Annotated in this window: 17 protein-coding genes; 5 read left to right on the forward strand and 12 right to left on the reverse strand. The window is 54.8% G+C overall.

The annotated features are described in order from the left end of the window. The first annotated feature begins 98 nt into the window (after positions 1 to 98). The 3 genes from QEH53_RS18240 (at position 99) to QEH53_RS18250 (ending at position 3807) form a co-directional block, all read left to right on the forward strand. Positions 99 to 1904: a DEAD/DEAH box helicase gene (locus QEH53_RS18240; RefSeq protein WP_309024652.1), complete on the forward strand. Its 1806-nt coding sequence runs from the start codon at positions 99 to 101 to the stop codon at positions 1902 to 1904. A 220-nt stretch (positions 1905 to 2124) separates the two neighbouring features. Beyond that, complete coding sequence (locus QEH53_RS18245) at positions 2125 to 2511, forward strand: rhodanese-like domain-containing protein (protein ID WP_309024653.1); 387 nt, start codon at positions 2125 to 2127, stop codon at positions 2509 to 2511. Positions 2512 to 2517: 6 nt separating this feature from the next. After that, a complete protein-coding gene (locus QEH53_RS18250) occupies positions 2518 to 3807 on the forward strand; it encodes an amidase family protein (protein WP_309024654.1) in 1290 nt (429 codons plus the stop codon). Positions 3808 to 4135: 328 nt separating this feature from the next. Here QEH53_RS18250 and QEH53_RS18255 read toward each other — a convergent pair whose 3' ends face one another. From QEH53_RS18255 to QEH53_RS18265, 3 genes are all read right to left on the reverse strand, one after another. Next, entirely contained in the window at positions 4136 to 5683 is a 1548-nt protein-coding gene (locus QEH53_RS18255; protein WP_309024655.1) for an Ig-like domain-containing protein, read from the reverse strand. Positions 5684 to 5839: 156 nt separating this feature from the next. Beyond that, positions 5840 to 6916, reverse strand: coding sequence for a 3-deoxy-7-phosphoheptulonate synthase (locus tag QEH53_RS18260; RefSeq protein ID WP_309024656.1), 1077 nt, complete (start codon positions 6914 to 6916; stop codon positions 5840 to 5842). A 257-nt stretch (positions 6917 to 7173) separates the two neighbouring features. Further along, the gene (locus tag QEH53_RS18265; protein WP_309024657.1) at positions 7174 to 9294 is read right to left on the reverse strand and encodes an ATP-binding protein; all 2121 of its coding nucleotides are present in this window, start codon (positions 9292 to 9294) and stop codon (positions 7174 to 7176) included. Positions 9295 to 9620: 326 nt separating this feature from the next. On the opposite strand from QEH53_RS18265, the gene QEH53_RS18270 reads away from it, so the two are divergent. Continuing rightward, positions 9621 to 10625 carry a glycoside hydrolase family 130 protein gene (locus QEH53_RS18270; RefSeq protein ID WP_309024658.1) on the forward strand — a complete coding sequence of 335 codons (1005 nt, stop codon included), beginning with the start codon at positions 9621 to 9623 and terminating at the stop codon, positions 10623 to 10625. 20 nt (positions 10626 to 10645) lie between these two features. On the opposite strand, the gene QEH53_RS18275 is transcribed toward QEH53_RS18270, so the two are convergent. Next, positions 10646 to 11488 carry a hypothetical protein gene (locus QEH53_RS18275; RefSeq protein ID WP_309024659.1) on the reverse strand — a complete coding sequence of 281 codons (843 nt, stop codon included), beginning with the start codon at positions 11486 to 11488 and terminating at the stop codon, positions 10646 to 10648. 48 nt (positions 11489 to 11536) lie between these two features. Then, positions 11537 to 12571: a UDP-3-O-acyl-N-acetylglucosamine deacetylase gene (locus QEH53_RS18280; RefSeq protein WP_309024660.1), complete on the reverse strand. Its 1035-nt coding sequence runs from the start codon at positions 12569 to 12571 to the stop codon at positions 11537 to 11539. Positions 12572 to 12854: 283 nt separating this feature from the next. Between QEH53_RS18280 and QEH53_RS18285 the strand changes: the two genes are divergently transcribed. Beyond that, the gene (locus QEH53_RS18285) at positions 12855 to 17498 is read left to right on the forward strand and encodes a 2-oxoacid:acceptor oxidoreductase family protein (RefSeq protein ID WP_309024661.1); all 4644 of its coding nucleotides are present in this window, start codon (positions 12855 to 12857) and stop codon (positions 17496 to 17498) included. Between the two features lie 196 nt (positions 17499 to 17694). Here QEH53_RS18285 and QEH53_RS18290 read toward each other — a convergent pair whose 3' ends face one another. From QEH53_RS18290 to QEH53_RS18320, 7 genes are all read right to left on the reverse strand, one after another. Further along, a complete protein-coding gene (locus QEH53_RS18290) occupies positions 17695 to 19149 on the reverse strand; it encodes a cobyric acid synthase (RefSeq protein WP_309024662.1) in 1455 nt (484 codons plus the stop codon). After that, positions 19146 to 19718: a cob(I)yrinic acid a,c-diamide adenosyltransferase gene (locus tag QEH53_RS18295; RefSeq protein ID WP_309024663.1), complete on the reverse strand. Its 573-nt coding sequence runs from the start codon at positions 19716 to 19718 to the stop codon at positions 19146 to 19148. The genes QEH53_RS18290 and QEH53_RS18295 overlap by 4 nt, the downstream gene beginning before the upstream one ends. 31 nt (positions 19719 to 19749) lie before the next feature. Next, positions 19750 to 20910, reverse strand: coding sequence for an adenosylcobinamide amidohydrolase (locus tag QEH53_RS18300; protein ID WP_309024664.1), 1161 nt, complete (start codon positions 20908 to 20910; stop codon positions 19750 to 19752). After that, positions 20907 to 21944, reverse strand: a complete 1038-nt coding sequence (locus QEH53_RS18305) for an ABC transporter ATP-binding protein (RefSeq protein WP_309024665.1) — start codon at positions 21942 to 21944, stop codon at positions 20907 to 20909. The genes QEH53_RS18300 and QEH53_RS18305 overlap by 4 nt, the downstream gene beginning before the upstream one ends. Beyond that, on the reverse strand, positions 21941 to 22996 hold the full coding sequence (locus QEH53_RS18310; protein ID WP_309024666.1) for an iron ABC transporter permease: 1056 nt from the start codon (positions 22994 to 22996) through the stop codon (positions 21941 to 21943). The genes QEH53_RS18305 and QEH53_RS18310 overlap by 4 nt, the downstream gene beginning before the upstream one ends. Next, positions 22996 to 24093, reverse strand: coding sequence for an ABC transporter substrate-binding protein (locus tag QEH53_RS18315; RefSeq protein WP_309024667.1), 1098 nt, complete (start codon positions 24091 to 24093; stop codon positions 22996 to 22998). Before QEH53_RS18315 ends, QEH53_RS18310 begins: the two co-directional genes overlap by 1 nt. A gap of 84 nt (positions 24094 to 24177) precedes the next feature. Then, entirely contained in the window at positions 24178 to 26058 is a 1881-nt protein-coding gene (locus QEH53_RS18320; protein WP_309024668.1) for a TonB-dependent receptor, read from the reverse strand. Positions 26059 to 26108 lie beyond the last annotated feature (50 nt).

Raw genomic sequence — 26108 nt, forward strand, 5'->3', positions numbered from 1 at the left:
CTTGTTGGGACAATTTATGGCTGCCGGCTTATAATCAGATCGTTTTGGGCAACGCACGACGCGTATCGCCGACTCGGTCAATTAGCCAAAAGCAGACCATGTCTGAACAAGAAATCGAACAGAAAAACTCTGTCCGCTTTGCGGATCTATCTCTAAGTCAACCGGTACAAGACGCCCTCGTCGAGATCGGTTACGAAACGCCCTCGCCTATCCAGGCCAAGGCCATTCCCGTCGTCCTTTCTGGACGCGACCTCATCGGTCAGGCGCAAACGGGCACGGGTAAGACCGCAGCCTTTGCATTGCCTCTGCTATCGATGCTGGACCCGCAGGACGAAGGCCCCAAGGCCATCATCCTCGCTCCAACCCGTGAACTCGCCTTACAAGTTTCCGAAGCGATCTCGAACTATGGACGCAACGTCAAGAAGCTCGGCGTAACCGCCATCTACGGCGGCACCGACTTCACTCGCCAGTTCCGTGCCCTCGAGCGCAAGCCGGCAATCGTAGTCGGCACTCCGGGCCGTATCATGGACCATATCCGCCGCGGCAGCCTCGACCTGTCACGCATCTCGCACGTCATTCTAGACGAAGCTGACGAAATGCTGCGCATGGGATTCATCGAAGACGTCGAATGGATTCTCGAGCACACGCCAGCCGATCGTCAAACCGCGCTCTTCTCGGCGACCATGCCTCCACGGATCGCAGCAATCGCTAAGAAGCAACTAAAGGACCCAGTCACCGTCGCTATTAAGACAAGTACTGCCACCGTCTCGACTGTTCGCCAGCGCTTCATCAAGTGCAACGGCATGCGGCACAAGATTGAGGTTTTGGGTAACCTGCTTGAAACGGAGGAGCGCGACGCCGCTATCGTCTTCACCCGCACCAAGTCCGCCGCCAGCGAAATCGCAGACGAGCTTGCCGGATCCGGCCACTCTGTGGAAGCCATCCATGGTGACATTTCCCAAGCCAAGCGCGAACGCGCCGTCTCGATGTTGAAGGAAGGCAAGATCGACATACTCGTCGCAACCGACGTGGCCGCTCGCGGCCTCGACGTCGACCGCATTTCGCACGTATTCAATTTTGACATACCCGACGACGCCGAACCTTACATCCACCGTATCGGACGCGCTGGACGAGCCGGACGCAGCGGCGAAGCCATCCTCCTCCTGACCAAGCGAGACTTCCGCAAGCTCCGCAACATTGAGGACACGACGCGTCAGCAAATGCAGCCCATGCCGCCTCCTTCGAGGGAGCTGATCGCCCAAATCCGCCAGACCAAATTGGAAAAGCAAATCGGGGAGATTATAACCGAGGGCAAAATCAGCCGCGAACTCACCTCCGTAACCGATGCCCTCGCAGGCCTCGAAACCGACGCTGAAACACTCGCCGCTGCCCTGCTCAAAATGCTGCAGGCCGGAAAAGCCCTACCTTCCAGCTCTTCCAGTGCTGCTTCCTTCGACCGCGAACCGCGGCGCGAATCGCGTGATTTCCGCGAATCTCGCGGACCACGAGGCGACCGAGACTTCGACCGCGACCGTGGACCACGTCGCGAACGCCCGAGCCGCGATCGTGATTTCGAATCTCCACGCAGTCGACCTGAGCGCGCTGAACGCTCGGAACGTCGTGCTGAGGCACCACCTCCAGAAGGTGACATCGAGCGTTACCGCGTCGAAGTTGGGCACAATCATCAAGTGAAGCCCGGTAACATCGTGGGAGCTATCGCCAACGAAGCGGGACTCGAGGCAAAGTTCATCGGCCGGATCGAAATCTACGATGACCACAGCACTGTCGACCTTCCCAAGGGCATGCCCAAGGAAGTGCTCAAAATGCTCAAGAAGGCTTGGGTATCCGGCCAACAATTACAAATGTCGCGTGTCGTTGAAAAACGCCGCAACCACTTCGAATAGTAAATTTCCGCAAAGCCGTTCTCGCATCAAAACGAGAACGGCTTTTTCTTGCCCAACCACCACGGACCGATGGAAGAAAAAGACAACCAGCCAGTACCCGCCTGCCAGAGCTGTGGAGCGCTACTACCGAGCGAGAGCAAGTTACCTGTCTGCGATGAATGTTTCACCGAGTCGTGCGACAGTTGTTGCTCCGACGACACCGATTGAAATAAGCTTCCGTATGAAAGTTTTCCTCAGCGCCATCAGTTTGTTCCTCTCATTCGCTCCCCCACTCTTTTCCGAAACCGAGCAAGCCGAAGCGAATCGCTTTGCTGCTCTCATCGAAAAAGAGAACACCTTGCTGGTTGACGTTCGAACTCCAGATGAAACGAGACAGGAAAAGATAGAAGGGGCCATCGAGTTCGATTTTTACGCAGATGACTTCGCCCAAAAAGTTCTACAGCTTCCCAAGGACAAGACTCTTTTGCTCTATTGTCGTTCCGGTAATCGCAGCGGCCAAGCTGCACAGCTGCTTGAGTCCAAAGGCTACGATCAGTTGGTCAACCTTGAGGGCGGTATCAAGGCATGGAAAGAGGCGAACCTGCCCATCGTAAACGACGAAGATTAAGATAAAATGGGGCAAACGCCACCCAAGCACAAGTCCATAGCAGATTGGAAAGAGCTAGCCAGCGCTTCGCCAGAGGCCGCTGCCTGCGCTTACTCGGACTCCCTCAAGGCGATTCCGGAGGAAGCCAAACGGCGGGTATTCGCCGCACTCCCATCTCACGACGAACTTGTCGAAGCCTTTGCGGTGTCCAAATCTCAGGCGATCCGTCCCCTCGCTGGCGTACCTTTCCTCCTCAAGGATCTGTATGATTTTCCTGGATACCCTACCACTGCCTCTTCAAGTTTCCTGACCGAGGTGCGACCGCCAAGTGAATCGGAATCAGCCCTTTCAATGGACCTTAGGACGCAAGGTGCGGTGTTTGCTGGCAAGACACATCTCAATGAGTTCGCTTACGGACTATCTGGCGAGAACCTTACGTTTGGCGACTGTCCCCACCCTGTTTTCCCCGACCGCCTCAGCGGCGGGTCTAGCAGTGGTTCTGCGTGGGCTGTGAGAAGCGGCATCGCCCCGCTCGCCACCGGAACTGACACTGCCGGCTCCATTCGGGTGCCTTCAGCCTGGTGCGGACTTTGGGGAATTCGGTTCGCTCCGAACAAGTGGTCGACCGAGGGATGCTTCCCGCTAGCCCCTAAGTTCGATACGGCTGGATGGATGACAGCCACCTCCGAGGACATGGCCATAGCCATTAACGCACTGCTTGTCCCCAGGAGGACTTCTTCTTCAGAACCCAAGGGACTAAACCTGATTGGTGCGGTGTCAAATCTGACGCCTTCGTTTCGTATCCGATCTGCGGATATACTAGACCGACTAAACCTCTCAAGCGAAAGCGATGCGCTTGACGCGTATTACCGAGACACGAAAGACTCTCCTTTCAGCTATGCCGTCTTGCAGAGCCGGGACGCTTTTCAGGTTCATCGAGAATGGCTCGACGAATACAAGGAGCGCTACGATCCGGTTGTATGGGCTCGTCTCGACCGAGCTCGCCACTGGAGCGACGAGCAGGTTAAGAAGGCGATCCAAGCCGAAGAAGCTACCAAAGGATTTTTCGCGCGGTGTTTCGAAAGTTACGACTTTATCGTGCTTCCGGCGACTCAATCCCCAGCGATCAAAGCGACGGAGCATACGGACACGTTTCGCAATGAACTACTAGCCATCACTGCTCCAGCTAGTGTTGCACGAACGCCCGTGCTTACAATTCCGATACACCTTGATAACGGGGCAAGCCAGGGGTTGCAGATTCTCTATCGCGACGGAGAGTCTGATCTGCCGCTACGATTAATCGAAACGCTTTCGTAGCCCTTACGAAAAGCTACTGCTTGTCGATCTTAGTGAGTTTTGATCCTTCGAGCGAGAGGTTGTACAGTAAGCCCTTACTACCGAAAACGAAGGCTACGACTGATTTGCTTTGGCATCAACAAGCACTCTGTTCTTCGCTGCGAAGGCAGTGGTGGTACGAGCAGGATCGTGATGAATGCGAGAAGCCCCGTCTTCTCGTAATCGCATAATTTGAATTCTGGGGGGTACGTCAGGACGGACTAACGCTTATTTTGCTCCGTAGACGCCAGAAAAAGGGCGTTCCGGTGTCGGTGACCAGAACGCCCTTCGGCGAATCTTATGGCTAATTCTATTTGCTAGATATCAGGAGCCCACTCGGGATGTTCGGCTTCACCGCATCGTCTCCCATCACGACGACCGCTCCATCAAAATTAGCTCGGGTAAAGTCGGCGGCCACGATTCCTTGAGTCGAACCACCTGCCAAAGCGAAACCGAGGAAGACCTTCTCTCCTAGGGCAAGGGCATCACTCGCCACCAGCGACCAGCTGTCACCGGATGAGGCCTTGGTGTAGTAACGAACACTGGAGCTAGTCTTTTCGATTCGTAACCACGGGCTCGCTGAGCCGCTCGCTCCTACCGCTCTGACTTGGGTATCGCTACCTCTCGAGGTCCTGGTACGTACACTCAATTCAGAGTTGCCGTTCAGGAGAAGCGAAGCCTGGGGAGACTTGCCGTATAGAGCGGATCTCACCATCAAGCCAGCAACCGTGCTCCCTGCACCCGCCTCGAGTGAAGAAACTTGCGCTTCGATTGAAACATCACCCTGAGCCTGGAGGTAGTAGTAACGGTGCGAGTCGGAAATACCTCCGATTTCTCCGTTCAGGTCCTCGAGTGTGAAAGTGTCGCTAGCTAAGTCATAGCTCGCCGAGCCTTCATTGGAGGAATCCTCTACGGATTGAGTCGCTAGATGGTTCGCCATATCCGAGCCAGTTGGCGCGGCACTGATTACGACTTCTCGATCTACCATGACGGTTTGCGCACGGCCCACAATCGATGCGACTGCGGTGATCGTGTAGCTGCCTTGTTCTGTGACCACCAAAGAGGCTTCGTATGGAGCACTCGAAACGGTCTCCACAAGTTCCTCGTCGATCCAATAACTAATTGAAGCGATGTCGGAATTATCAGAAGCAGATGTTTGCACCGTGAACGATTCTCCAGCTCGTGGCGAGCTGGTGATCGACTCTATCGCCAGCTGTAGCGTTGGGAAGTCATAGGAGCTCACGGTTAACAAGAATTCCCGGCTGATAGAATCCTCTCCGTCAGAAACGGTTACGGTGATAACGCTCTCGCCGGACGCATTCAGTTCCGGGGTCAGGGTAAATGCTCTCTCCGCCCCAGTCCCTTGGAGAACGACGTCTGAGCTATTAAGCAATCCGGAGTTGCTGCTGGCAACCGAGACGTTGAGCTCAGAGCTGGCGGTCTCGATATCGCTCACTGTAAATGAAATCTCAGCCGAGGTCTCATTCTCTTCAATAGCGACGTCTTGAAAAGCCGTGAGCGTCGGCGCTACATTAATGTAGTGGCTCGCCACATTCGAGTAGTCTGAACTGCCGTAGATGTTGAATGCATTGACGCGGTACTTGTAGTCGACTCCCTCAATAGCGGTAGTGTCGGTATACGTTTCAACATTGGTACCGACCTGGGCGAATTCCTCGAACGGGCCGTCGCCGATCGCCCGCTCGATGTTGAAGCCGTCTTCGTTATCTGAGTCGTCGGTCCAGCTGAGGACCAAGTCCTCCGCGTTTGCCGCAGCTTTTAGGGCAAAGAAAGCGAAAACGGCGATCGTTCTCGCCAGCTTTGAGGTTGTGAAAATGGATTGAGAGCTCCTGCGTTGCATGCCCACAGTTACGGGCGCTAAACTCCAAATTGTACAACTCGGTCAAAACTTGATGTGTTCTCCCTTTTGGAGCTGGGGAACTTCCGGAATCAACCGCAGAAGCAACCAACCCAAGCTCCCTTGGTGCACTTTGACCATCCAATCTGCAGATTCTACTCAAAGGGCTTTCGCAAGTCGACAAACGAGGTATTCGGTATCCTTCCAACCAATACAAGCGTCGGTAATAGACTGTCCGAAACAACGAGTGTTTCCTCTAGCGAGGTCCTGTCTACCCTCTACCAGATAGCTCTCCAGCATAACACCTGCTAGGCCTTTCTGTCCATTCGCCACTTGCCGAATAACCTCTTCGACTACGGTTGCTTGGTTCCGATGGTTCTTCTGCGAATTGCCGTGCGAACAGTCTACGACGACAGGCCTAGAGAGTCCTAGTTGGCGACCCGCGTCAGCCGCGGCCTGTACCGATTCCGCTTCAAAGTTGGGCCCGTTCGAGCCACCCCTCAGTATCAAATGGGTATTACGGTTGCCTTTCGTTTCGACCACGCATGCTTCCCCGTCCATCCCCGAACCGAAGAAGCGGTGGGGGGAACGAGCGGACTCAATCGCGTTGGTCGCGGAACCCATTTCGCCGCTCATCCCATTCTTCATGCCCATCGGGAGGGCGAGGCGGCTCGCCAGTTCGCGATGAATTTGACTCTCCACTGTCCGGGACCCGATCGAGCCGTAGGAGATGCAGTCCTCCAAATAGAGAGCGAGGAGCGGGTTAAGAAACTCGGTGGCACATGGAAGACCTGAGTCGTTGATTCTAGCAGCGAGACGCCTCGCCATGCAAATCCCAGCCATTGGGCTGTTCTGAACCTCTGTGAGAGGATCGTAGAGGAGACCTTTCCACCCGACGACGCTTCTAGGCTTTTCGAAGTAAGTTCTCATTACGACGACGAGCTTCTCATCGACGCGTTCCGAGAGCTTGCGCAGGCGTTCAGCGTAAACGTGAGCGGCGTTTACGTCGTCTACTGAACACGGTCCGCAAACCACGACCATACGCTCTTCGTCTCTGCCCGTAAGGATATCGGAAATTTCCTGCCGCGCTTTGGCCACCGTAGTCTTGGCTGACTCGGAAAGGGGAATATCTCGCTTGATCTTGGACGGAACTTGGATCGGCTCTGTCTGTGCGAGTGTCGGTGAATTGATATCATCTTGATCTGGATCTTGTACGGAAGGGAGCGTAGAGTTCATATCTTGCTTTGCGGTTTTAGTCGTTTCAATCGGGTGAGATGCTGGTTTACGGCATGCAAAAAGCCCTGGAATTCACGGGGAATGCCAGGGCTTTGTGCGGATTTGCTTGGTTCTAATTAGATACGTCAATCACGCCCCTGGAGATTCCAGAAGTAATAAAACCAAAACGAATAGTTAGCTGCGATCGACATACTGGGAGATAACGCTAGTTCGGAGTACGCTTGGGTCAAGTGCGAAGCTCACGCAGTGCCTCAAGATCAAATGTATCGAGCCAGAAGCTCTCTAAACAAATCGATGTTGATCGGTTTCACAAGGCAGTCGGAGCAGCCTGCGTCCAGCGCTTTGTCGAGGTCGTTTTGCATGGCATGTGCCGTGTGGGCGATCACCGGAAGATCCGGCCGAAGGCTTTTGATCCGGCGTGTCGCATCAAGTCCGTTGAGTACAGGCATGCTGATATCCATTACCACGAGCTTGATCTCTGGATCTTGCTCCACGGCCGCGATAGCCTCTTCTCCATTGGTCGCGCGAACGGCCACTAGGTTCTCGTTTTGCAGAACCTCACCCACGACTCGGAAGTTCATGTCGTCGTCCTCGGCGACCAGCACCTTGCTCCCTTCATAACCTCTATTCCGGCTATTCCCATTCAAACCCTCGATAGTCCCACTCTTCTTCGGCGCTTGGACTGATTCCGCGTCGGCATGGTCGCGAACGGTAAAGCGAAATACGGATCCATTTGGCGTGTTCTCATCCAGCCAAATTTCTCCACCCAAAAGCGACACAAGTCCTTGGCATATCGACAGGCCCAAGCCGACTCCATCGTTACGTCGCCCCGTATTCACGGAGCCTTGTCGGAATCTTTTAAACACCCGCTCTCTCATTTCCGCGGGAATCCCAGGCCCCGTATCTGCGACATAGAACTCGACGAAACCGTTCTCTTTTCTCTCATAGCCTACGTTGATAGTCCCTTTCATCGTAAACTTAATCGAATTGGATACTAAATTGTAGATGATTTGCCTTAGTCGAGTCTCGTCGCAAATCATGCAGTCTTGTGACTGTATTTGTTTATCTACTACAAGTTCAACCAAGCTATCAGACTCTGTTACTATCCGATCATGAAAGGCAGAATAGGTCTCCGCCAGCAAACCTTGCAGATCAAACTTAACCGGCTCCATTCGAAGTTGATTGGATTCGATTTTCGCAAGTTCGATGATATCGCCCAAAATCCTCAACAAGTGGTTTCCGTTGGATAGTATGATGTCCAAGAATTTGTCTCGTTCCTCGGCGGTTCCATCGCCTGTCCTCAGCAGCTGGGCAAATCCCATAACAGCATTTAACGGTGTGCGTATCTCATGCGACATGTTAGCTAAAAAAGCAGACTTCAACCTGTCGCTTTCCTCAGCTCGCTCCTTCGCTTCCACCCACTCGCGTTCGCGAACCTTCTGTTCGGTAATGTTGCGACTGTGAACAGTGGCACCTGTCACTTGACCAGATTCTCGTATCGGATTTAAGGATACATCGAAGTAAAATCGTTTACCCCTGACCAAGATCTCCTCCACTACCTGAAAGGATTCGCCGGCTAGCGCTCGCTCGAATCGAGGCTCCCAAGCGGCGACCAACTCAGGTGGGGTCGATTCCAAAAGATTGTCTCCGATGTGGAACTTCTTTCCATATGAAGCTCGGAGATTTGCTTGGAAGCGGGAATTGAATACGGTGAGTCGATATTGCGAGTCGAAGGAGAATATGATGTTCTTGGTATTCTCCAGAATAGCCTCCAAGTACGCTACGCCCCGATTCAGTTGCGACTCTACTTGTTTTCGCTCAGTTACGTCAGTAATCACGCCAGCCATCATCGGCCCGTCCGTTCCTCCATTTACAAGGCGCATCGTGAGCTCGGTCCAAACCACTCCGCCTTCTGGCCTTACGAAACGGCAGTCGAGCGAGCTTCGTCGTCTGCCACTCTTCACTCGCTCGACCGCCAACTCAAATGCGCTTCTGTCGTCGGGGTGGATAGACCTCATAAAGCTGTTAGTGGTCAACTCTGCCTCATCAACTTTCTGCCCTAAGATTTCGTAAAGATTCTCAGTACAGTGAAACGCGCTGGACTCCAAGCTCCAGAGCAGCGATCCCACCCCAGCCGCAGACAGAGCAGTTTGAAAATGGCTTGGAGCAAACTCGTACGCCTCCTCCATCAAATGCTCCGTGGATCCCTGTTTTCGAAGAACGCGCAAAACGAGCAAAGCCGAGAGTGCGACAAGCATGGGCATCAGGCTCAAATATAAGTTTACCTCAGGTAACGTAGCACGAATGAAGATCGCCGTTGCTACACCTAAAACAGTCGCACCCAGATAACGAGCGAATACACGATCAATTGCCCTCATCTTAGTAACGTCGGTCTTTTATCTACAGACGTCCTATCGTTATTCCGCCAAACCGCTGCGTTAATTCCAAAAGCGAAGGTGCGCTTAGCGCTTGAACAATTCACAAAACACGGGGGGTTGAAGGTACGGGTTACAAAAACGAGAAGTCAACAAACTGGGTAGATAAAGTAAACACTTACCCTAGCTGTTGGCAATGCTAGCGAAGAAGTTTTTGGCAAGAGCCGCCCAAATTAGATTGATATCCTAGACACCTAGGTGCTTCCTTCTCGAAGCTTTCCGCAAGCTTATCTAAATCAACAACTTGCGAATAATATAGTTCAAAACCTGTGAGCGAAAACTCAAATCCCTCGACTATCAAAGGCAGTGCCCTTCCCAACATACCTTGGGAAGAGAAACCCGATTGTTGCAACGATCCTGTTTGGCGTTTCAGCCAGAATCCGATTATCGGCTGGAACCCCGTTCCAAGCGGAGCGCGAGCGTACAATAGCGCCGTGGTTCCCTACGGTGACAGTTTCGTCGGCGTTTTCCGCATCGATGATAAAAGCGGAAGAGCGGGGCTCCATTTCGGCACGAGCGACGATGCCATCAAGTGGGAGTTAGAGGATAAACGCATCGATTGGGTCGACGAAAACGGCAACCCAAACCCCAATTCGTACGCCTATGACCCACGCGTCGTCAAAATCGAAGACACCTATTACATAACTTGGTGCGACGATCTGAAGGGCGCGTCTATCGGCCTGGGCTACACGAAGGACTTTAGGACCTTCGTGAAAGCGGAGAACCCTCTGATGCCTTTCAATCGCAACGGCGTTTTATTTCCACGAAAGATCGGCGGCGAATACGTCTTGCTCAGCCGCCCTTCGGATAGCGCTCACACGCCGTTTGGCGACATCTTCCTCAGTCGCTCTCCAGACCTGACCTATTGGGGAAGGCATCGCCACGTCATGGCGGCAGGTGGCTCTGGCTGGTGGCAGGGAACCAAGGTTGGTGCTGGACCTATCCCAATCGAGACGAAAGAGGGCTGGCTGCTTTTCTATCACGGAGTTTCCGGCACCTGCAATGGCTTCGTATACAGCATTGGTGCCGCCCTACTCGATCTCGAAGACCCCTCCAAGGTCCTCTACCGCACACGGGGCTACTTGTTAACTCCCGAAAAGCAGTACGAGACGACCGGCTTCGTCCCTAATGTAGCCTTTCCGTGCGCAACCATGTATGACGCCCCGACCGGCAGGATCGCCATTTACTACGGAGCAGCCGACACCTACTGCGCGGTTGCCTTCACGCAAGTTGATGAGCTTATCGAGTACATCAAAAACGACTCAGAAGTCTAACTTCCGCTGACGCAGGGTCGTTATTCTCCGCCTCGTTGAACCGAAGCAGTTACGCTTTCCAGCGAGATCGACAGCTCCTTGTAAAGCTCAGGCACAGAATCGTCCCAATCGTCACCGATGAAATTGCGGGCGACTCCACCGCCTGTAGCTTCTGGGTTGATACGAAACCCGATCAGCTCGCGATCCTGCACCTCCGACCGTGCTACCTTCCTGAACGCGTAATTCTCTTCGAATCCAAAGGTAAAGTCGGACAAAGGTAGGGTCAGCTCCAACCAGCGATCGAAATCACGCTCCGGATCAAACTCTAGAAAATACACCGCATTAAGCGACTCAACGCTCTGGTCGTTGTATCCAGGTTCCACGAACGTGAGACCGAGACAAGGAATCCCCCTGTCCAGCTGATATACCTGCTCCTCACTCAAGTGTCCCCCATAATGCTCGCTGAGGTCGGAAGGCGTCGGGATCATGGAATCCTCTGCGTTCAGCTTGATACGAAGCGTCACCGTATCGACATCGCCAACCTTGAGTGGTCGGTCGAAAAAGACAGGTTCTATTCCATTCGCGTGCTGCTGCCCCCAGTTACTCATCTTGCGAACCAACACCGTTCGAAAAACCCTTTTTCCTGACGAAGCTTCATCAACAGAAACACTTCGATCGTCGACTGCGTACTTATCCTTGGCTAATGCGATTAGCGGGAATTTCTCAGGATTCGTCACGATATGGCTCCAGCCTTTAACTGGGCCCGAAGCCGCCTCGTAGATGGTAACATTTTCCCGTGTCGACGAGGAGCAAGCAACCAGCAATACAGTAAGAGCAGCGGCTGAAAAGGAAAAGGGAATCTTGCGGGAAAATGGCCTGAGCATCTTTCAACGTTCTCAGTTCCGTATCCCCAAGGCAAGGACGCGATACGCCTAGACCTCGACCAGCAAATCGTAAGCGTAGAGCAGCTTCACCATTTCCACATCGGGATAATGACCGCCCTTGTAGTCGACGATCTTTCCAACAAATCGTCCTTCATCGATCAAAGCCAATGCAGCCAACAGGTCCAGTACCGCACGATGCCAAGCGGCCTCTAGGGACTTGCCTTCATTCACATGCGTAGGCTCGTTGCTGTAGCGCTTTTTGCCGGCGATCAGCACATTTTTGCTGTTGTATCCAAGGTTTCGCGACTCCGGAAAAAGCTTACCAAACGTTGTCACTAATAACTTCTGGCGGGCCGTGGTATTCGTGCGAGCCGTAGAACCGTGCAGAAACGAACGCTCGTTGTTAACGAAACGTATCCGTTGACGGCCAATCGCATTGGGAAAGTCGCGCACGCAATCGATGTCGAGACGGAGGCTTCCCTCGTCCGCAGGATCGATCATCAGCAGGCCATTGTGCGGCGTGAGCAATGACACTCGCTCCTTCACTGTGAAGTAGCGGACAGGAGTGCCGATCACCTTGCGCCCCGCTGAATTGATCGCCTCTACCAGCTCCTTGCTGCCAGCGTTGAAAAGTGGAGGGTCACCCGAATCGAGTTTGATGAGGAGATTGTCGACATCCATGCCCGCCTTGAGGGCGATGATATGCTCGACCAAGCGAACGTAATTGTGGGCTGAGCCAGAACGCAGCACGATGTTGCTCACGATCTCGCCCGTCGTCCACACATTGCGGATCGATACCTTGATGGGACGGGAGTCCGGGATATCGCAGCGTTGAAGCCACCATCCAGACAGTTCCGTGGGCTCCAGTTTCAAGGTGCGAATCGAGTTTTTCGAAAACGTACCCGGGGCACTTACCTCCACCGGACGAGCTATGGTCATGCCCCTTTCAATTCTTGGTGCCGGCTCGTCCGCTGACCAATCCTGATCGATCGGAGTCGCCTCAAACGCAGCCTTTGCGGCGGCCAGCGTCTCAGCGCTTCCTTCCAGTATGCGTCCTAAACCGTCTTGTTCCCTTACTGTCATCTGCGTAAAGCCGAGTAAAACGACAAGCTTGTCGCGCTGGTTCAAGCTTCATCTTCCTTTGCAGCTACCGCTTCTCTGCCTGATCCCGCCCCAGAGCGACGTTCCGCCAAAATTTTCTCCAACGATAATAATTAAAGATATTTTAATCTTTAAATCACGGGTAAAATGGAGGAAGATCTACTCCTCCCCCAATTCACCGTTCGAACGTCGCCGTAAGTTACGTGTTTGGACGATAGGCAGGGCAGCTCTGAAAACCAAATTTCAAAAGCCAACAAACCGCACTATGATCGCTTCGAAACCGAAATACCCCGGCGTCCGCATCACTACCAATGGCAACCAGCTGGTCGCTCTCTACACAGAGGCTCGCATCGCGGAAGCCGGTGTTTTCTACCCCATCACCCCGTCCACTGAGATGGGCGAAATGTTCGAGTTCGCCAGAGCGAAAGGGCAGCTGAATGTTTTCGGACAGCCCACCCTCGCCATCGAGACCGAGGGAGAACACGCCGCTCAAGGCGGGGCCATCGCCCAATCGGTCACTGGGAAACGCACTGTCAACTTTACCTCCGGACAGGGAATCGTTTACGGCATCGAGCAATACTACCACGCACCGGGCAAGCTCTCCACCATGGTCCTGGAAGTCGCTGCCCGAGCTCTCACCAAGCATGCTCTGAACGTCCACTGCGGCCACGACGACATCTATGCCGCCCTAGACACGGGCTGGATCATGATGTTCGCCAAGGACGCCCAACAAGCTGCCGACCAAGCCGTCATCCTTCGCAAGGTCACCGAGAAGGCCCTCACCCCGGGCATGAACATCCAGGACGGCTTCCTGACCTCCCACCTCGAACGCACGTTCCTCAAGCACGAATCGGAACTCCTGCGCGAATTTCTCGGTTCGCCGGACGACATCGTAGAATGCCCTACCGAAGCCCAAAAGGAGTTGTTCGGACCAACTCGTCGTCGCATTCCCAAGGTCATCGACCTCGCCGACCCCGCTCTCATCGGTCCCGTGCAAAACCAAGAGCACTACATGAACGGCGTGGTGGCTCGCCGGAACAATTTCGTGGAGCCTATCCTCAGCTTTATCGAGGACGCCTACAACGAGTTCGGCACCCTCACCGGCCGTCACTACAGCCTCGTATCCGAATACCGCAACGACGACGCCGAAGTGACCTTCGTCTCGCTCGGCTCTGCCGCAGAAAACATAGAAGCTGCCGTCGACTACCTCCGCAAAACGCGGGGCGTCAAAGTGGGTTCCGTACACGTCAACGTCCTTCGTCCCTTCCCACAAGCCGCCATCGTGGACGCCCTCCGCGGCAAGAAGGCCTGCATCATCCTAGAACGCACCGACGAACCCCTCGCCGGCGACAACCCACTCGCGCGCGAAGTTCGCGCCGCCCTCACCAAGAGCTACATCCATCCGGGCTTCGCTCATCGCGACGGCCTTCCCACCATCGAGCAAAGCGAGGTCCCTCGTAATTACTCAGGAGTCTACGGCCTCGGTTCACGCGATTTCCGTCCAGAGCACATCATCGGAGCCTACGAATTCGTTGCTGAAGGCCGCGCTCGCCAAGACGGCAAGACCGCAGAAGACGGCGTCACCTTCTTCAACCTCGGCGTCGACCACCCGTATTCAGTTTGCGCCAACGAAACGCCATCCCTCCTTCCCGAGGACGCCATCGCCGTTCGCCTCCACTCCATCGGCGGCTGGGGCATGATCACCACCGGCAAGAACCTCGCCGAAATCATCGGCGAACTCGGCACCTTCGTTGCGGAACGCGACCGGGAGCTCGACGAAAACGGAGCCCCCAAGGAGGTCGTTCACGTATCCGCCAATCCCAAGTACGGCTCGGAAAAGAAAGGCTCTCCCACCGAATACTTCCTCACCGCCGCTCCCGAGCGCGTCCGCGTCAATTGCGACCTCAAGCACGTCAACGTGGTGCTCTGCTGCGACCCGAAAGCCTTCACCCATATCAATCCGATCAAGGGACTCGTGGAAGGCGGCGCCTTCATCTGGGAATCGGCCGAATCGCCCGAGCAAGCCTGGCAACGCATCCCCGCAAAGTATCGCCAAGAGATCATCGATAAGAAGATCCGCATCTACACCCTTCCTGGTTTCAACATCGCCAAGAAAGCGACCAACCGCCCCGACCTGCAGCTCCGCATGCAGGGCAACTCCTTCCTCGGCGCCTTCTTCAAAGTCTCGCCCTTCCTGCAGACCTTCGGCATCGACGAAGACCACTTCAAAGAGGTCGTTAGAGCCCAATACAACAAGAAGTTCGGCAAGTTCGGCGAAGCGGTCGTGGACTCCAACATGGAAGTCATGACTCAAGGCGGCTCGCAAATCATCGAAGTGCCCTACGGCCCGATCGACGCTCCCGACCTCTCAGCCATGCGCGGCGAAATGCTCTTGCCCAACAGCGATTGCGGCGGCGCCTGCGGATGCGCTCCTCAAGAGGACCAACCTGTTGGCACTCCCATGTTTCGCACAAAAGCGTTCGACAAGGAATTCCGGGCCGGCCTCGGCTACGACCAGCCAGCCTCGCCGCTTTCCGCCGTGGGTGTTATGGCCTCCGCCACCGGCGCCACTTCCTCAAAATACGGAGCGCGCCGCGAAACGCCCAAGTATTTCGCCGAAAACTGTACCCAGTGCATGGAGTGCATCACCTCTTGTCCGGACACCGCCCTGCCCAACACAGCTCAGGATTTGCAAACCATTCTTCGCACGGCTGTGGACAACTATGTCCGCGACCCCGAGCAACGCACGCTCATCGCCGCCGCCATCCCCGATGTCGACCAAGCAATACGCGGCCGCATGCAGGACAACGCCAAAAAGAAGGAAGGCGAATCCGTTCGCGATCTCGTCATGGAGCTCGTGCGCTCGGAAGAAAAGATCTCAGCCGCAGCTGCCGACGAACTCGACGCCATTCTCAAAATCCTGCCGCTCGCCTACCTCAAGGTTCCCGCCGTCTTCTACTCTTTAGAGCGAAAGGAAAAAGGAATGGGCGGCATCTTCTCCATCTTCGTATCCGACCTTTGCAAAGGCTGCGGTCTCTGCGTGGAAGAGTGCGGCGACCACGATGCCCTCCGTATGGTGGAAGACACCGAGGAATACAACGCCGAGATCCTCTCCGCCACCGCCTTTCTCAAGCTGCTCCCCGATACCCGCCAGAAATACCTCGGCCTCTACAACGACGAAACTCCGGAAGACTCGCGTCCTGCAGCATGGCGAAACCACATGATGGTCAATCGCAACTACGACGCCCTCGTCTCCGGCGACGGAGCTTGCGCGGGCTGCGGCGAAAAACCCGTCCTGCACGCCCTTGCCTCCGTGACCGAGGCCTACATGCGTCCCATTTACCATAAGAAAGCGGATCGCTTCCTTGCAAAGGTTGCCAAGCTCAAAGCCGAGGGACCAGCTAAACTCAAAGCTCTCGCTGAAAGTGACGCCCAGTCCTACGCCACCTGGAGACGTATCGTTTCCCACGTCATCATGGGACTGGGAGGAGACTCCGATGAAGATACAAACGTCCGCCTCGCCGCCCGTGGTGAGATATCGGATACAGAGCTCATCGAAGCCCTTTGCCTCGTGCTCGAGAAAGAAGCCTTCAACCACAAAAACCTCCAGTCCATCGACGGCCGCCTCGCAAACGGCATGTCCGTCATGGCCATGGGCGCCCACACGGGTTGCAACACCGTCTACGGCTCGACCCCGCCCAACAACCCACATCCCTACCCTTGGCTCAACTCGCTCTTCCAAGACGGAGCCACAATCTCTTGGATGATGGGCGAGAGCTTCATGACGGAAAACGCCCGTCGCTCCGTGGTCCCCGAACGCATGGTCGACCACCTGATGGATGGCGACTTGCTCGACGACACCAGCTACTTCAGCTACACCCACTTCACCGACGCCCTGATGACCGACCAGGAAATCAAGGAGCTACCCAAGGTCTGGTGCGTTGGGGGGGACGGCGGCATGGGGGACATCGGATTTCAGAACGTATCCAAGGTCATCCTACAAAATCGTCCTAACGTGAAGTTGCTCATGCTCGACACTCAAGTGTATTCAAACACTGGAGGCCAAAACTCCGACCACAGCCCGATGACCGGAGGTTTCGACATGAACCAAGCGGGTGCCGCTTCCCAAGGAAAGCTCAACGAGATGAAAAACATCACCGAGTGCTTCCTCAACGGACACGGCTCTCCCTACCTAGCCCAAGTTTCCATGGCGGATTCTGCCAAGCTCTACAACAGCTTGCTCGAAGGACTGCAGTACCGCGGTACCGCATTCTTCCAGTGCTACACCACTTGCCAGCCGGAGCACGGCGTGGCCGACAACATGGCTACTAATCAAGCGACCTTCGCTCGTGAAAGCCGCTGCTTGCCAGAGTTCGTATTCAATCCGCAACTCGGCGAATCCTACCACGAGGCACTCAGCCTCAAGGGAAACAAAAATCCCGACCGCGACTGGTGGCAGGCCAAGTACAGCGAAACCAAGGAGCTCTACTCCTTCACCATTGCCCATTGGGCCTGCACCGAAGCCCGTTTCCGCCAGCACATCAAGAAGGCGAGCGAAGAAGAAGTTGAGCGCATGGAACACCTCGAGGATGTTCTCCTACGCGTCACTCAGCAAGACGTGGTATACCGCAGATTTATCGACCCAAAGAACCGGGCTTACATCCCCGACTACGGAGTCTACATCAAGTACGACGCTGGCAACGGCAAGCACATCCCCATGAAGATGAGTCGCCAAATGGTACTCTTCAACATAGAGCGCCGCAAAGCCTGGCGTATGCTACAAAGCCATGCCGGAGTCGTTAACAAAGACTACGAAGCCCAAAAAGCCCTCCTCGCAAAAGTCGATTATGGCGAGATTAGCCTCGACGACCTTAAATCCAAAGGTCGCGAACTCATCGTAGCCGAATAGCAAATACAAGAAAACAACCCCCAGGGTTGCCCTCATCCTCAAAAAAAGGCCGGACTCGTTTAGCATGGATCCGGCTTTTTTGCGGCGTACAGCGACCGTAGTAACAGACCAATGTAGGGCTGTCGCTTGCGACACGCCGCAAGTCCCAAACCAAGTTTGCACCGCGGCATGGCGCAAGCGCCAGACCCTACAACCATCACAAACCCAAATACCGTTTCACCGTATCCAAATCCAAATACCGATCCAGAGCATCTGCCATCCTATCATAGACTAAAGCTCGCTTCGCCTTCCAATCCATCTTGCAGATTTTTACGTCGCGAATGCCAGCTTGGTCGGCTAGAAGCTGCCTTAATTCCGGAGCATCAAAGAGTCCGTGCTGATAGCTGCCCCAAACCTTGCCGCACCTGATCCCATCCCTCTTAAATTCGCCCTCTCCTGCCTTGCGCGTTAGCAGCAGAGTTTCCGAAACGGCACCTCCTTCCAACCAGCTCTCACCGGTGTGAATCTCGAACGTTTCCCAAACACGTCCCTTAAACTTGGCCTCGTTCCGCACGACTCGCTTCGTTTCACAAAACTCCGTCCGAATCGGCAACAAACCCAGCCCCACCGCACTTTCACCGGTCGCTGGATCTAACAATTTATTCCCAAGCATTTGCTTCCCCCCGCAGATCCCCACCACCGCTCCGCCGGCCTTAGCAAGGCCCTTCACCGCTTCAGCTAGCCCGTGTTCCTTCAGCCACTTCAGATCCTCGAGCGTATTCTTGCTGCCTGGCAATACGACCGCAGCAGCTCCACGCACGATCGCTGCGGACTCAGTCCAAACGCATTGCACACCTTCGTCGTTTTTCCAAGGAAACTGGTCTTGGCTGTTCGAGATTCGTGGATACTTAATCCAAGCGATATGAGGAACGTCACCACGAGGTCGTTCGGAGCAGGCGTTTAAGCTGTCCTCATCGTCGATCGCCCATCTCGAGTCGAATGGCAAAACTCCCAGGTACGGAAGCTCGATTCTTGAATTGATCTCAGCCTTCGCTCCCTTGAACAAACTTAAATCACCCCGAAACCGATTAACGGCCACGCCCAGCCCTCGCGGCTGCATTGGCTCTGGCAACAAGCTCCAAGTTCCGAAGATTTGAGCGAAAACTCCGCCGTATTCGATATTGGATACAAGTAGCCATCTCCCGTCAAGGTACTCGACCGGTCTCAAGTTGACGATGTCGCGATCCATCAGGTTCAGCTCGACGGGACTACCTGCTCCTTCCAACACTAGCACGTCGCATTCCGATTTCCATCCATCCAAGGTGTCACGGACGGTTGCCCAATTTTCCTCGATCGTCCGGTAGTAATCACGGGCGGTCGAGGTTTCGCCCGCTACACCCAAGCGTACGATTTGAGCCCCGTCCCGCCCATTCGGCTTCAGCAAAATCGGGTTCATCTCCACCCGCGGGGTCAGCCCACACGCCTCGGCCTGCACCGCTTGAGCCACACCAATTTCGCCACCGGTCAAGGTAGCGAATGCGTTATTCGCCATATTCTGGGCTTTGAAAGGAGCGACCTTCACCCCTCGTTGACGCAGCCAAGCGCAAAGCGCCGTCGCCACCCAACTTTTCCCCGCGTTGGAAGAGGTGCCCAGAATTGAAACGGCCTTCATCGCTCCGGCTTAAACAGACGCCAGCGATCTTCGGTCAGGCCCTTCCGGTGCGTTTCCTGTCGGGCCAGCTTGAAGGCTAGGTCAGACAAACGATTCACGAACTTGAGGATGCTCGGAGCAACCGGATCGATCTTGTTAAGCGTTACCAAACGCCGTTCCGCTCTGCGGGATACCGTGCGGACCATGTGACATTGAGCGGAGATCGCGTTGCCTCCCGGTAGCAGAAAATACTCCGTCGCGTCGGCTAGCGTTTCCTCGATCTCTCGCATCCACCCTTCCATCCAAAGCGAGGACTCGTCGGGTAATGGGATGTTTGGCTGCCGTTCTGAGGTAGAGGGCGTAGCGACGTGTCCCATTAAATTCATCATTTCGGTTTGGATACGCTGCAGTCCTGACTCCCAATCATGCTCGGGCGGCAATACACTGCGCAAAACGCCTATCACGCTGTTCGTCTCGTCGAGATCGCCGAGCGCTTCGATTCGGGCATCGTCCTTATCGACGCGCCCTCCACCTCCCACTCCCGTGGTTCCCTTATCGCCCGAACGTGTTGAAATATTTCCTTTTGGCATAGTCTTGTTCTCCAATTTTTTGAGTCGCGCTTCAATCCTCGAAACGTCCGCTCCACTTCATGGTATAACCGATCGCAAAGCTTCGATGGATAAGCTCCAACAGCGAAGCCGATTCCAAACTCGTTACGTAATCTCTTAAACGCTCCTGCATTTCCTCACGACCAATCTCGCGCCCGCCCACGGCAGAAGCAATCAAAGCCGCGTGCGAAATCATGATTTCGTGAATACAAGTAAGCGGCGATACACCCCAAACAAATTGGTCGCGTACATGCACGAGGGCTTGTACCGCTGCTACGGTGACTGGATCGTGATTCGCGGACAGGAAGTTGGCTTCGAAAAGAGCTCTTGCATCCGCTTCCAACTGCTCTTTGATGGAACGGATAAAAGAGTCCTGCGTTTCACCAAAGCGTTGCAGTTGAGCTACGCTCGAGCGACGCGAATCCGGCGTCAATCCTGACTGCAGGTTGAGCGCGTCAAAAAGCGAACGCCTCACCGCTAATCCAATCAACTCTCCCAACTTCGAGTGTTTGTTCGCATCCGTATGTTGGATACTCGTACCCATCAGACAGGCGATGCCGATCTGGTCAGTTCCAGTGCCGGTCGCAATCCCTTCCGAATAGCGAGACGGCGCCATCAGCTCCTGCAATACGCTGGACTTCGCTTCGGTCATCATCGTGCTTGCCGCGACCAAAGCGCCGTTACTCAGCTCCTGATTTATTAGCAGCATCGTGTTGATGGTGCCCGCCTGCGGAGGCGGACGATCAAAGATAACAGTGCCCTGTTCAGAAGCGTAGTAGGAGGCGGGGTCGCCGGCACGGCCTCCGTTTCCACCCACACCCGCCGTCGTTATCGCTACCACTTCCAGTCCCATGTACTTCTCGACAGCGAAGGCCGCGTTGTTGACGTTCGCAGCGGTGCCGAGCGAAGCGCTCTTCGCGAAGTCAATTCCGGCCTTGCTCGCGATCCGCTTCTGGTAGCGCTCGGGCTCCTTTACTGCCACTTGGCAAAGATCCGTTCCCGTATGGGCTCGCGGTTCGCACGACTGATGATTGTACAGGTAGTCTAAATCTTCCCTCAAACCGCCATTCAAGCGGCAAGTCGACAGGACTCGATGTGGCTTCAAGAAGAGGGCGTAGACAATCTTCTCCGCACGGAAGACATTCACTGCATCGTAGTACTCGCCAATTTTCATAATCTTTCAGACAAACCTATGTGCTCCTGGCCGAGCAGATGCCGAACGAGCGATTGCAATGTCGGCTTCCGACTCACCTCACCGTTCGTCTCGAGGTCCCAGTTTAAATCTCCATCTGTTTCTACAATACGTATCCGCAATTTGGAGGCATCTGCATTATCAACGACTTCGTAGCCGATCCGCGTCAAAGCTCGTCTCGTCCAAACCGCGGCCGCCCCGTTCCCTTCGAGCGAGACAGTGGCGCAAGTGTGATTGTGCATGCGGAAGGCTCCTTGTTCGGAATCCCAGTCAACTTCGTTCGAGGTAAAGGTGCTCGCGATACAGCCGTCCAGAGCTAACTCCTCCGGCATGCCGGTAGTCAGCTTTCCGGCGCCGTCGAGCAGCCAAAGCTTATCCGCGCTTCGCAAGGCGAGATCGAGGTCGTGGGTGGACAACAAAATGCTTAGTCCCTCTACCCGAGCCAGGTCGCGCAGGGTTCGCATGAGCTCCACTCGGCGTGGCAGGTCAAGGAATGCCGTCGGTTCGTCGAGCAGGATCAAGTTCGTCTCCTGGGTCAGAGCGCGAGCGATCACTACTTTTTGGCGTTCGCCATCGCTCAATTCCGAAACCTGCCGATAGGCGAGCTCAGTCGCGCCGACCGCTTTCAAGGCCCATTCGATACGCGCTCGATCCTTGTCTCCAAGGCTGCCCGTCCAACTCGTATGAGGATGCCGTCCCAAAGCCACCACCGAATAGGCATCAAACATTCCCTGAGGCAGACTATCGGTCAGCACCACGCTCACTGCCCTCGCCTTTTCCTTCGGGCTCATTTGCTCGATTTCCGTATCCGAAATGCGTATACGCCCTGCGAGGGGCTTTTGCATTCCCGACAAGGTACGTATCAAGGTCGATTTCCCGACTCCATTCGGACCCAGCAAGCAGACAAATTCTCCGGCCTTGAGCTGAACGGATAGGTCGCTTGCGACATGCCGAGCGGCCTGACCTTTGACCTCATAGCCTACGCTTAGCCCGATCGCTTCCAAGGGCACGCTCATCCGAAGGCCTTCCTGAGGTTCCGCTGCCGAATGAGCGCAACTATTATCACCGGAGCGCCCACCAGTGCCGTAACCGCATTCAGCGGCAAGGCTCCATCGAACCCCGGAGCCTTGGCAACAAGATCCGCCGCCAAAGCGATACCCGCTCCGCCGAGAAGGGACGCGGGGATGAGCACCTTGTGCTGAGACGTCTTGAACAAGTAGCGACACAGGTGCGGAGCAGCGATTCCGAGAAATCCAATCGGCCCGCAAAATCCGGTGACCGTACCCGCCATCAAGGAAGCAAGCCCTAGCGAAAGAATCCTGACCGACTTCACCTTCGTTCCCAATGACTCCGCGAAGCGCTCTCCCATCAACATCGCATCAAGCGGCTTGCAGAGGAACAAAGATGCGGCGGCACCGGCGCCGATACAGGCTCCGAAAACGCGCATATGGCTCCACGCCACATTTCCAAATGTCCCGTAAGACCACGCGAAGAACGACTGCAGGCGCTCCGCCATACTATAGAACATGAGCACGCTCACGACCGCGCCCACCGCGTAGCTAAGCATCAGCCCCAGAATCAGCAATGACATCACGTCAACCCTCTGAGCAAAGGACAATACAATTCCCAACACCACCGCCGCTCCGCCGGTAGCTGCAAGCACTACCAAGAGGTGGCCGCTGAGCTCTAGACCTTGCGTAAGACTGACTCCCGCAGGAGCAAGCACCAAGAGAACGATCGCCACCCCCAAGCTTGCTCCAGAGTTAACGCCGAGCACGAAAGGATCCGCCAAGGGATTTCTGAAGATCGTCTGCATCAGCAATCCGGATACAGCCAAAGCAGAGCCAGCCAGCAGTGCCGTCATCGCCCGAGGCAGGCGAAAGTCGACCACGATTTGACGCGTGACGGACGAACCACTCTCTCCATCTACCAAAGCCGCCCAGACGTCCCCCAGGGAGATGGTAGCCGAACCGAGGCATACATTGGCTACTGCCAAGGCCAGTACTCCGACGCCCAAGATCGAAAAAAGCAACGCATTGCGTGAACTGGAAGTGTCGCTACCTGGCATCACTTCAGTTTCTCGTAGAATACGAACTCATGATCAGGCAAAAGTTCGGGGTGAAAAACCTTGATCAGGTCCGCTAACACTTCATCTGGGTGGGAAACGCCTCGTTCGAAAATATCGTTTCCACCATTTGCATTCACCCGAACCGTGTTGTTGTAAACGCGTCCCTTCTGCAAGGCCTCGAATGCGGCAAAACGATTATCCGCTGCGAGCAGAGCACGAATCGAAGCGTAGTGGCTGGGGTTCAGCCAAAAGTCCGCTTCTCCTGCCCGTTGCAAGACCACCTCTGTATCGAGAGGGATGCCACCCGTCGACTCGGTGTCCGACCAAAGGTAGTCCGCTCCCGCGTGACGAAAAGCAGTGGCTGAATAGCTCATTCCTCCCGGAACATGCCAAACGCCTGAGTAAGGAGCGCTGGAAAAAACGCTCGGGCGGTGCTTAACATTCTTAGCAGTAGCCACGAGGGATTCGTACCGTTTCGCTATTCCGTCAAAGATCTCTTCCGCCTCCTCGTCTTTTCCGTAGAACGCGGCCACAAACTTGATCCATTCCGTACGGGCAAGCGGATGTTGCTCCATGTAAGCAGCGGTCACAGCCACCGGCAGGCCAGCCCTGACCATTTGTGGGTGCACGTCAAACGTCGGATTTCCGGTCGTGCTCGTGAGGATGAGGTCTGGTTGTAGCATCAACATCGACTCCACATCCATGCCAGTACCGGATTGGATCGGTTTCGCCGCACCGGACTCTACCAACTCGTGGGCTCGCGGATCGTTTGCGTAATCGATATACGCGATCCCAATCAAAGAGTCGTACAGGTCCAAGTCGCGTATCGGTCCTAGGAATACAGTCGACATGATTGCGAGTCGCTTGACCGGAGTGCGTACGACGACCGCACCCTTCGGCAGATCAGGAACGTCCTCTCCTCGCGGGACCAAAGCGTAGACTTGTTCGTGATCGCCCGCGCCGACCCACGTGTTTCGAACTGTGATTTCCCGGTGAGTCTCTGAGTCTGCGATGAAAAAATTTTGGGCATAACGAAGCTCCGAAGCGGTGAGGGCCGCGCACGCAAAGGAGAGGATGAAGAAATATAAGGCTTTCATAGAATGAGCAAGTAGAAGGGAGCGTACCCATCCATCAGTCATGAGCACGACCTAATGAACACGCACGCCCCCCGCACAGAAAAACTAGAAGTTCATTCGCACACCTGCGTGCACATTCGCTCCGGCGGTTTGGTAGCCGGATATTTCTTCGTATTCGCTATCTAATACATTTCCGAAACGGACCCAGATCGTGCTCAAATCACTTACTTGATAAGTGGCGGCAACGTTTACGACTTCGTAGCCTTCGAGCTTCGTACCGGCAGAGCGCGAGCTGCTGTCGCCGTATTGGCTGGAGATGAACAAGGCATCGAGATTCAAGCCTAGCTTGCCATCCATACCTGACCAGTTACCGCCTATCGAAGCCACGCTTCTTGGCACCCGGAGGGCTTCCGCGCTGTTATCCTCTTCTGCGTCACTGTAGGTGTAGGCCGCTTTGAGACGAAGCGAATCGCTCAATTGGTAACGTACCGCGTTTTCCAGACCGATCGACTCGTACTCGTTCAGGTTCCTGTAAACACCGTCCCAAGCGATCTTGTCTTTTACGTTGTTGCCGAAAGCAGTCGAGCTAAAGAGAAGCTTTCCGTTCACCAAGGTCTTTTCAATGCCTAGGTCCCAACCTTTTCCGGACTCCGCTTTTAGGGAAGGATTTCCATAGGTGGCGTTAAAGAGTTCGTAGAAAGAAGGAGCTTGAAAGGAAGAACCGTAGGATCCACGGATGCGCGCATCCATATCTTCAATACGATAACTGAAGGTCGCTCGGTAGGTCGTTTCTTCTCCGTATGCGCTATTGTCGTCGTAACGTGCCCCGATCGTGACATCTAGGGCATCGCTATATTCGATTACGTTTTCGACGAACAGGGAGGTATCGTTTCGGTTTCCCACGTCGCTGAGGTTTTTTTCCTCTTCGTATTCCAGTCCCGCGACCATGGTCCATCTCTCGTTCGCTTCGACGGTGTTGATCCAGTCGTACTTGTAGCGTTTTCCGCTTGCGTAATAAGGACCGCTTTCGGTTTGAGAGAGTGTATCCACATCCGAATACGCTATATTAACCGAACTGTCCCATTTCTCGCTGAGCTGAAAGTCGCTGCCCGTGCGTACGAAAAGCTGTTCCGTGGTCGCATAGTTTTCACTGCTCGGAACACCCCAGATCCATGCAGGGTCGCCGGGATCGAACTCCGAAAACGTATCAATATATATCGCTGAGCCGTGAAGGCTGACGCTATCGTTCAATTGGTACTTCACCGCTCCGTTGAGCGTCGTGTTGTCATAGGCGTCGTCGTCCGCCCAAGCCTCGCCGTACTCGGGCGATTGGGAGGAGAAACCTTCCGATTCGTGGACAAGGCCGTCAACCTGCCAGCTAAATGCGCCATTGGATCCGGAATGCCCAAGACCGTAGTCCAGCGTATCGTAAGAACCGTAACCGAAAAGAGCGCGTCCACCATTGGAGGTTCCCGGGCCGAGCGTATCGACTGAGATTACACCTGCCAAGGCGTCGGCTCCATACAAGGAACTCTGGGGCCCACGAAGCACCTCGACCTTGGAGGCTGAGTTCGTGAAGAGATTCCCTAGATTCATAATCTGCCCGTTCGAAGGATTGCTCACTTCGATTCCATTGAGCAGTACCGTTGGGCGATTGGAGCTCAGACCTCGAGTCGTAATGCCAAAGGTTCCCCCAGGGCCGCCATTGTTTCGTAACACCAGTCCTGGAATTTCTCGGAGGGCGTCGACGAGGAAAATATCCTGACCATTCTGCAATTCGTAAGCATCGAGCACGTCTACGGTGCTCCCCACTTGCTGGACCGGAATTTCAATGCGATTCGCCGAAATCGAAATCGCATCGAGCTCGAAAAAAGCGTCGCTGCCATTTTCCTGAGATCGCGCAGGAACAGCCAAGCAAGCAAAGCTTAGACCAGCGACAAGAAGTCCACTGGCGGTATTTGTTTTGTATTCAGATATTTGATTCATTATTCGATGTGAGAAACGCCGCTAGAAAAAGGCGCTTCACATCGAACAGG

The sequence above is a fragment of the Pelagicoccus sp. SDUM812002 genome, from assembly GCF_031127835.1.
Classification (GTDB): domain Bacteria; phylum Verrucomicrobiota; class Verrucomicrobiia; order Opitutales; family Opitutaceae; genus Pelagicoccus.

Excerpts from the sequence above, each read along its gene's own strand:
- QEH53_RS18240 (WP_309024652.1), top strand. The coding sequence starts at position 99 with ATGTCTGAACAAGAAATCGAACAGAAAAACTCTGTCCGCTTTGCGGAT.
- QEH53_RS18245 (WP_309024653.1), top strand. The coding sequence starts at position 2,125 with ATGAAAGTTTTCCTCAGCGCCATCAGTTTGTTCCTCTCATTCGCTCCC.
- QEH53_RS18250 (WP_309024654.1), top strand. The coding sequence starts at position 2,518 with ATGGGGCAAACGCCACCCAAGCACAAGTCCATAGCAGATTGGAAAGAG.
- QEH53_RS18255 (WP_309024655.1), bottom strand. The coding sequence starts at position 5,683 with ATGCAACGCAGGAGCTCTCAATCCATTTTCACAACCTCAAAGCTGGCG.
- QEH53_RS18260 (WP_309024656.1), bottom strand. The coding sequence starts at position 6,916 with ATGAACTCTACGCTCCCTTCCGTACAAGATCCAGATCAAGATGATATC.
- QEH53_RS18265 (WP_309024657.1), bottom strand. The coding sequence starts at position 9,294 with ATGAGGGCAATTGATCGTGTATTCGCTCGTTATCTGGGTGCGACTGTT.
- QEH53_RS18275 (WP_309024659.1), bottom strand. The coding sequence starts at position 11,488 with ATGCTCAGGCCATTTTCCCGCAAGATTCCCTTTTCCTTTTCAGCCGCT.
- QEH53_RS18280 (WP_309024660.1), bottom strand. The coding sequence starts at position 12,571 with ATGACAGTAAGGGAACAAGACGGTTTAGGACGCATACTGGAAGGAAGC.
- QEH53_RS18285 (WP_309024661.1), top strand. The coding sequence starts at position 12,855 with ATGATCGCTTCGAAACCGAAATACCCCGGCGTCCGCATCACTACCAAT.
- QEH53_RS18290 (WP_309024662.1), bottom strand. The coding sequence starts at position 19,149 with ATGAAGGCCGTTTCAATTCTGGGCACCTCTTCCAACGCGGGGAAAAGT.
- QEH53_RS18295 (WP_309024663.1), bottom strand. The coding sequence starts at position 19,718 with ATGCCAAAAGGAAATATTTCAACACGTTCGGGCGATAAGGGAACCACG.
- QEH53_RS18300 (WP_309024664.1), bottom strand. The coding sequence starts at position 20,910 with ATGAAAATTGGCGAGTACTACGATGCAGTGAATGTCTTCCGTGCGGAG.
- QEH53_RS18305 (WP_309024665.1), bottom strand. The coding sequence starts at position 21,944 with ATGAGCGTGCCCTTGGAAGCGATCGGGCTAAGCGTAGGCTATGAGGTC.
- QEH53_RS18310 (WP_309024666.1), bottom strand. The coding sequence starts at position 22,996 with ATGCCAGGTAGCGACACTTCCAGTTCACGCAATGCGTTGCTTTTTTCG.
- QEH53_RS18315 (WP_309024667.1), bottom strand. The coding sequence starts at position 24,093 with ATGAAAGCCTTATATTTCTTCATCCTCTCCTTTGCGTGCGCGGCCCTC.
- QEH53_RS18320 (WP_309024668.1), bottom strand. The coding sequence starts at position 26,058 with ATGAATCAAATATCTGAATACAAAACAAATACCGCCAGTGGACTTCTT.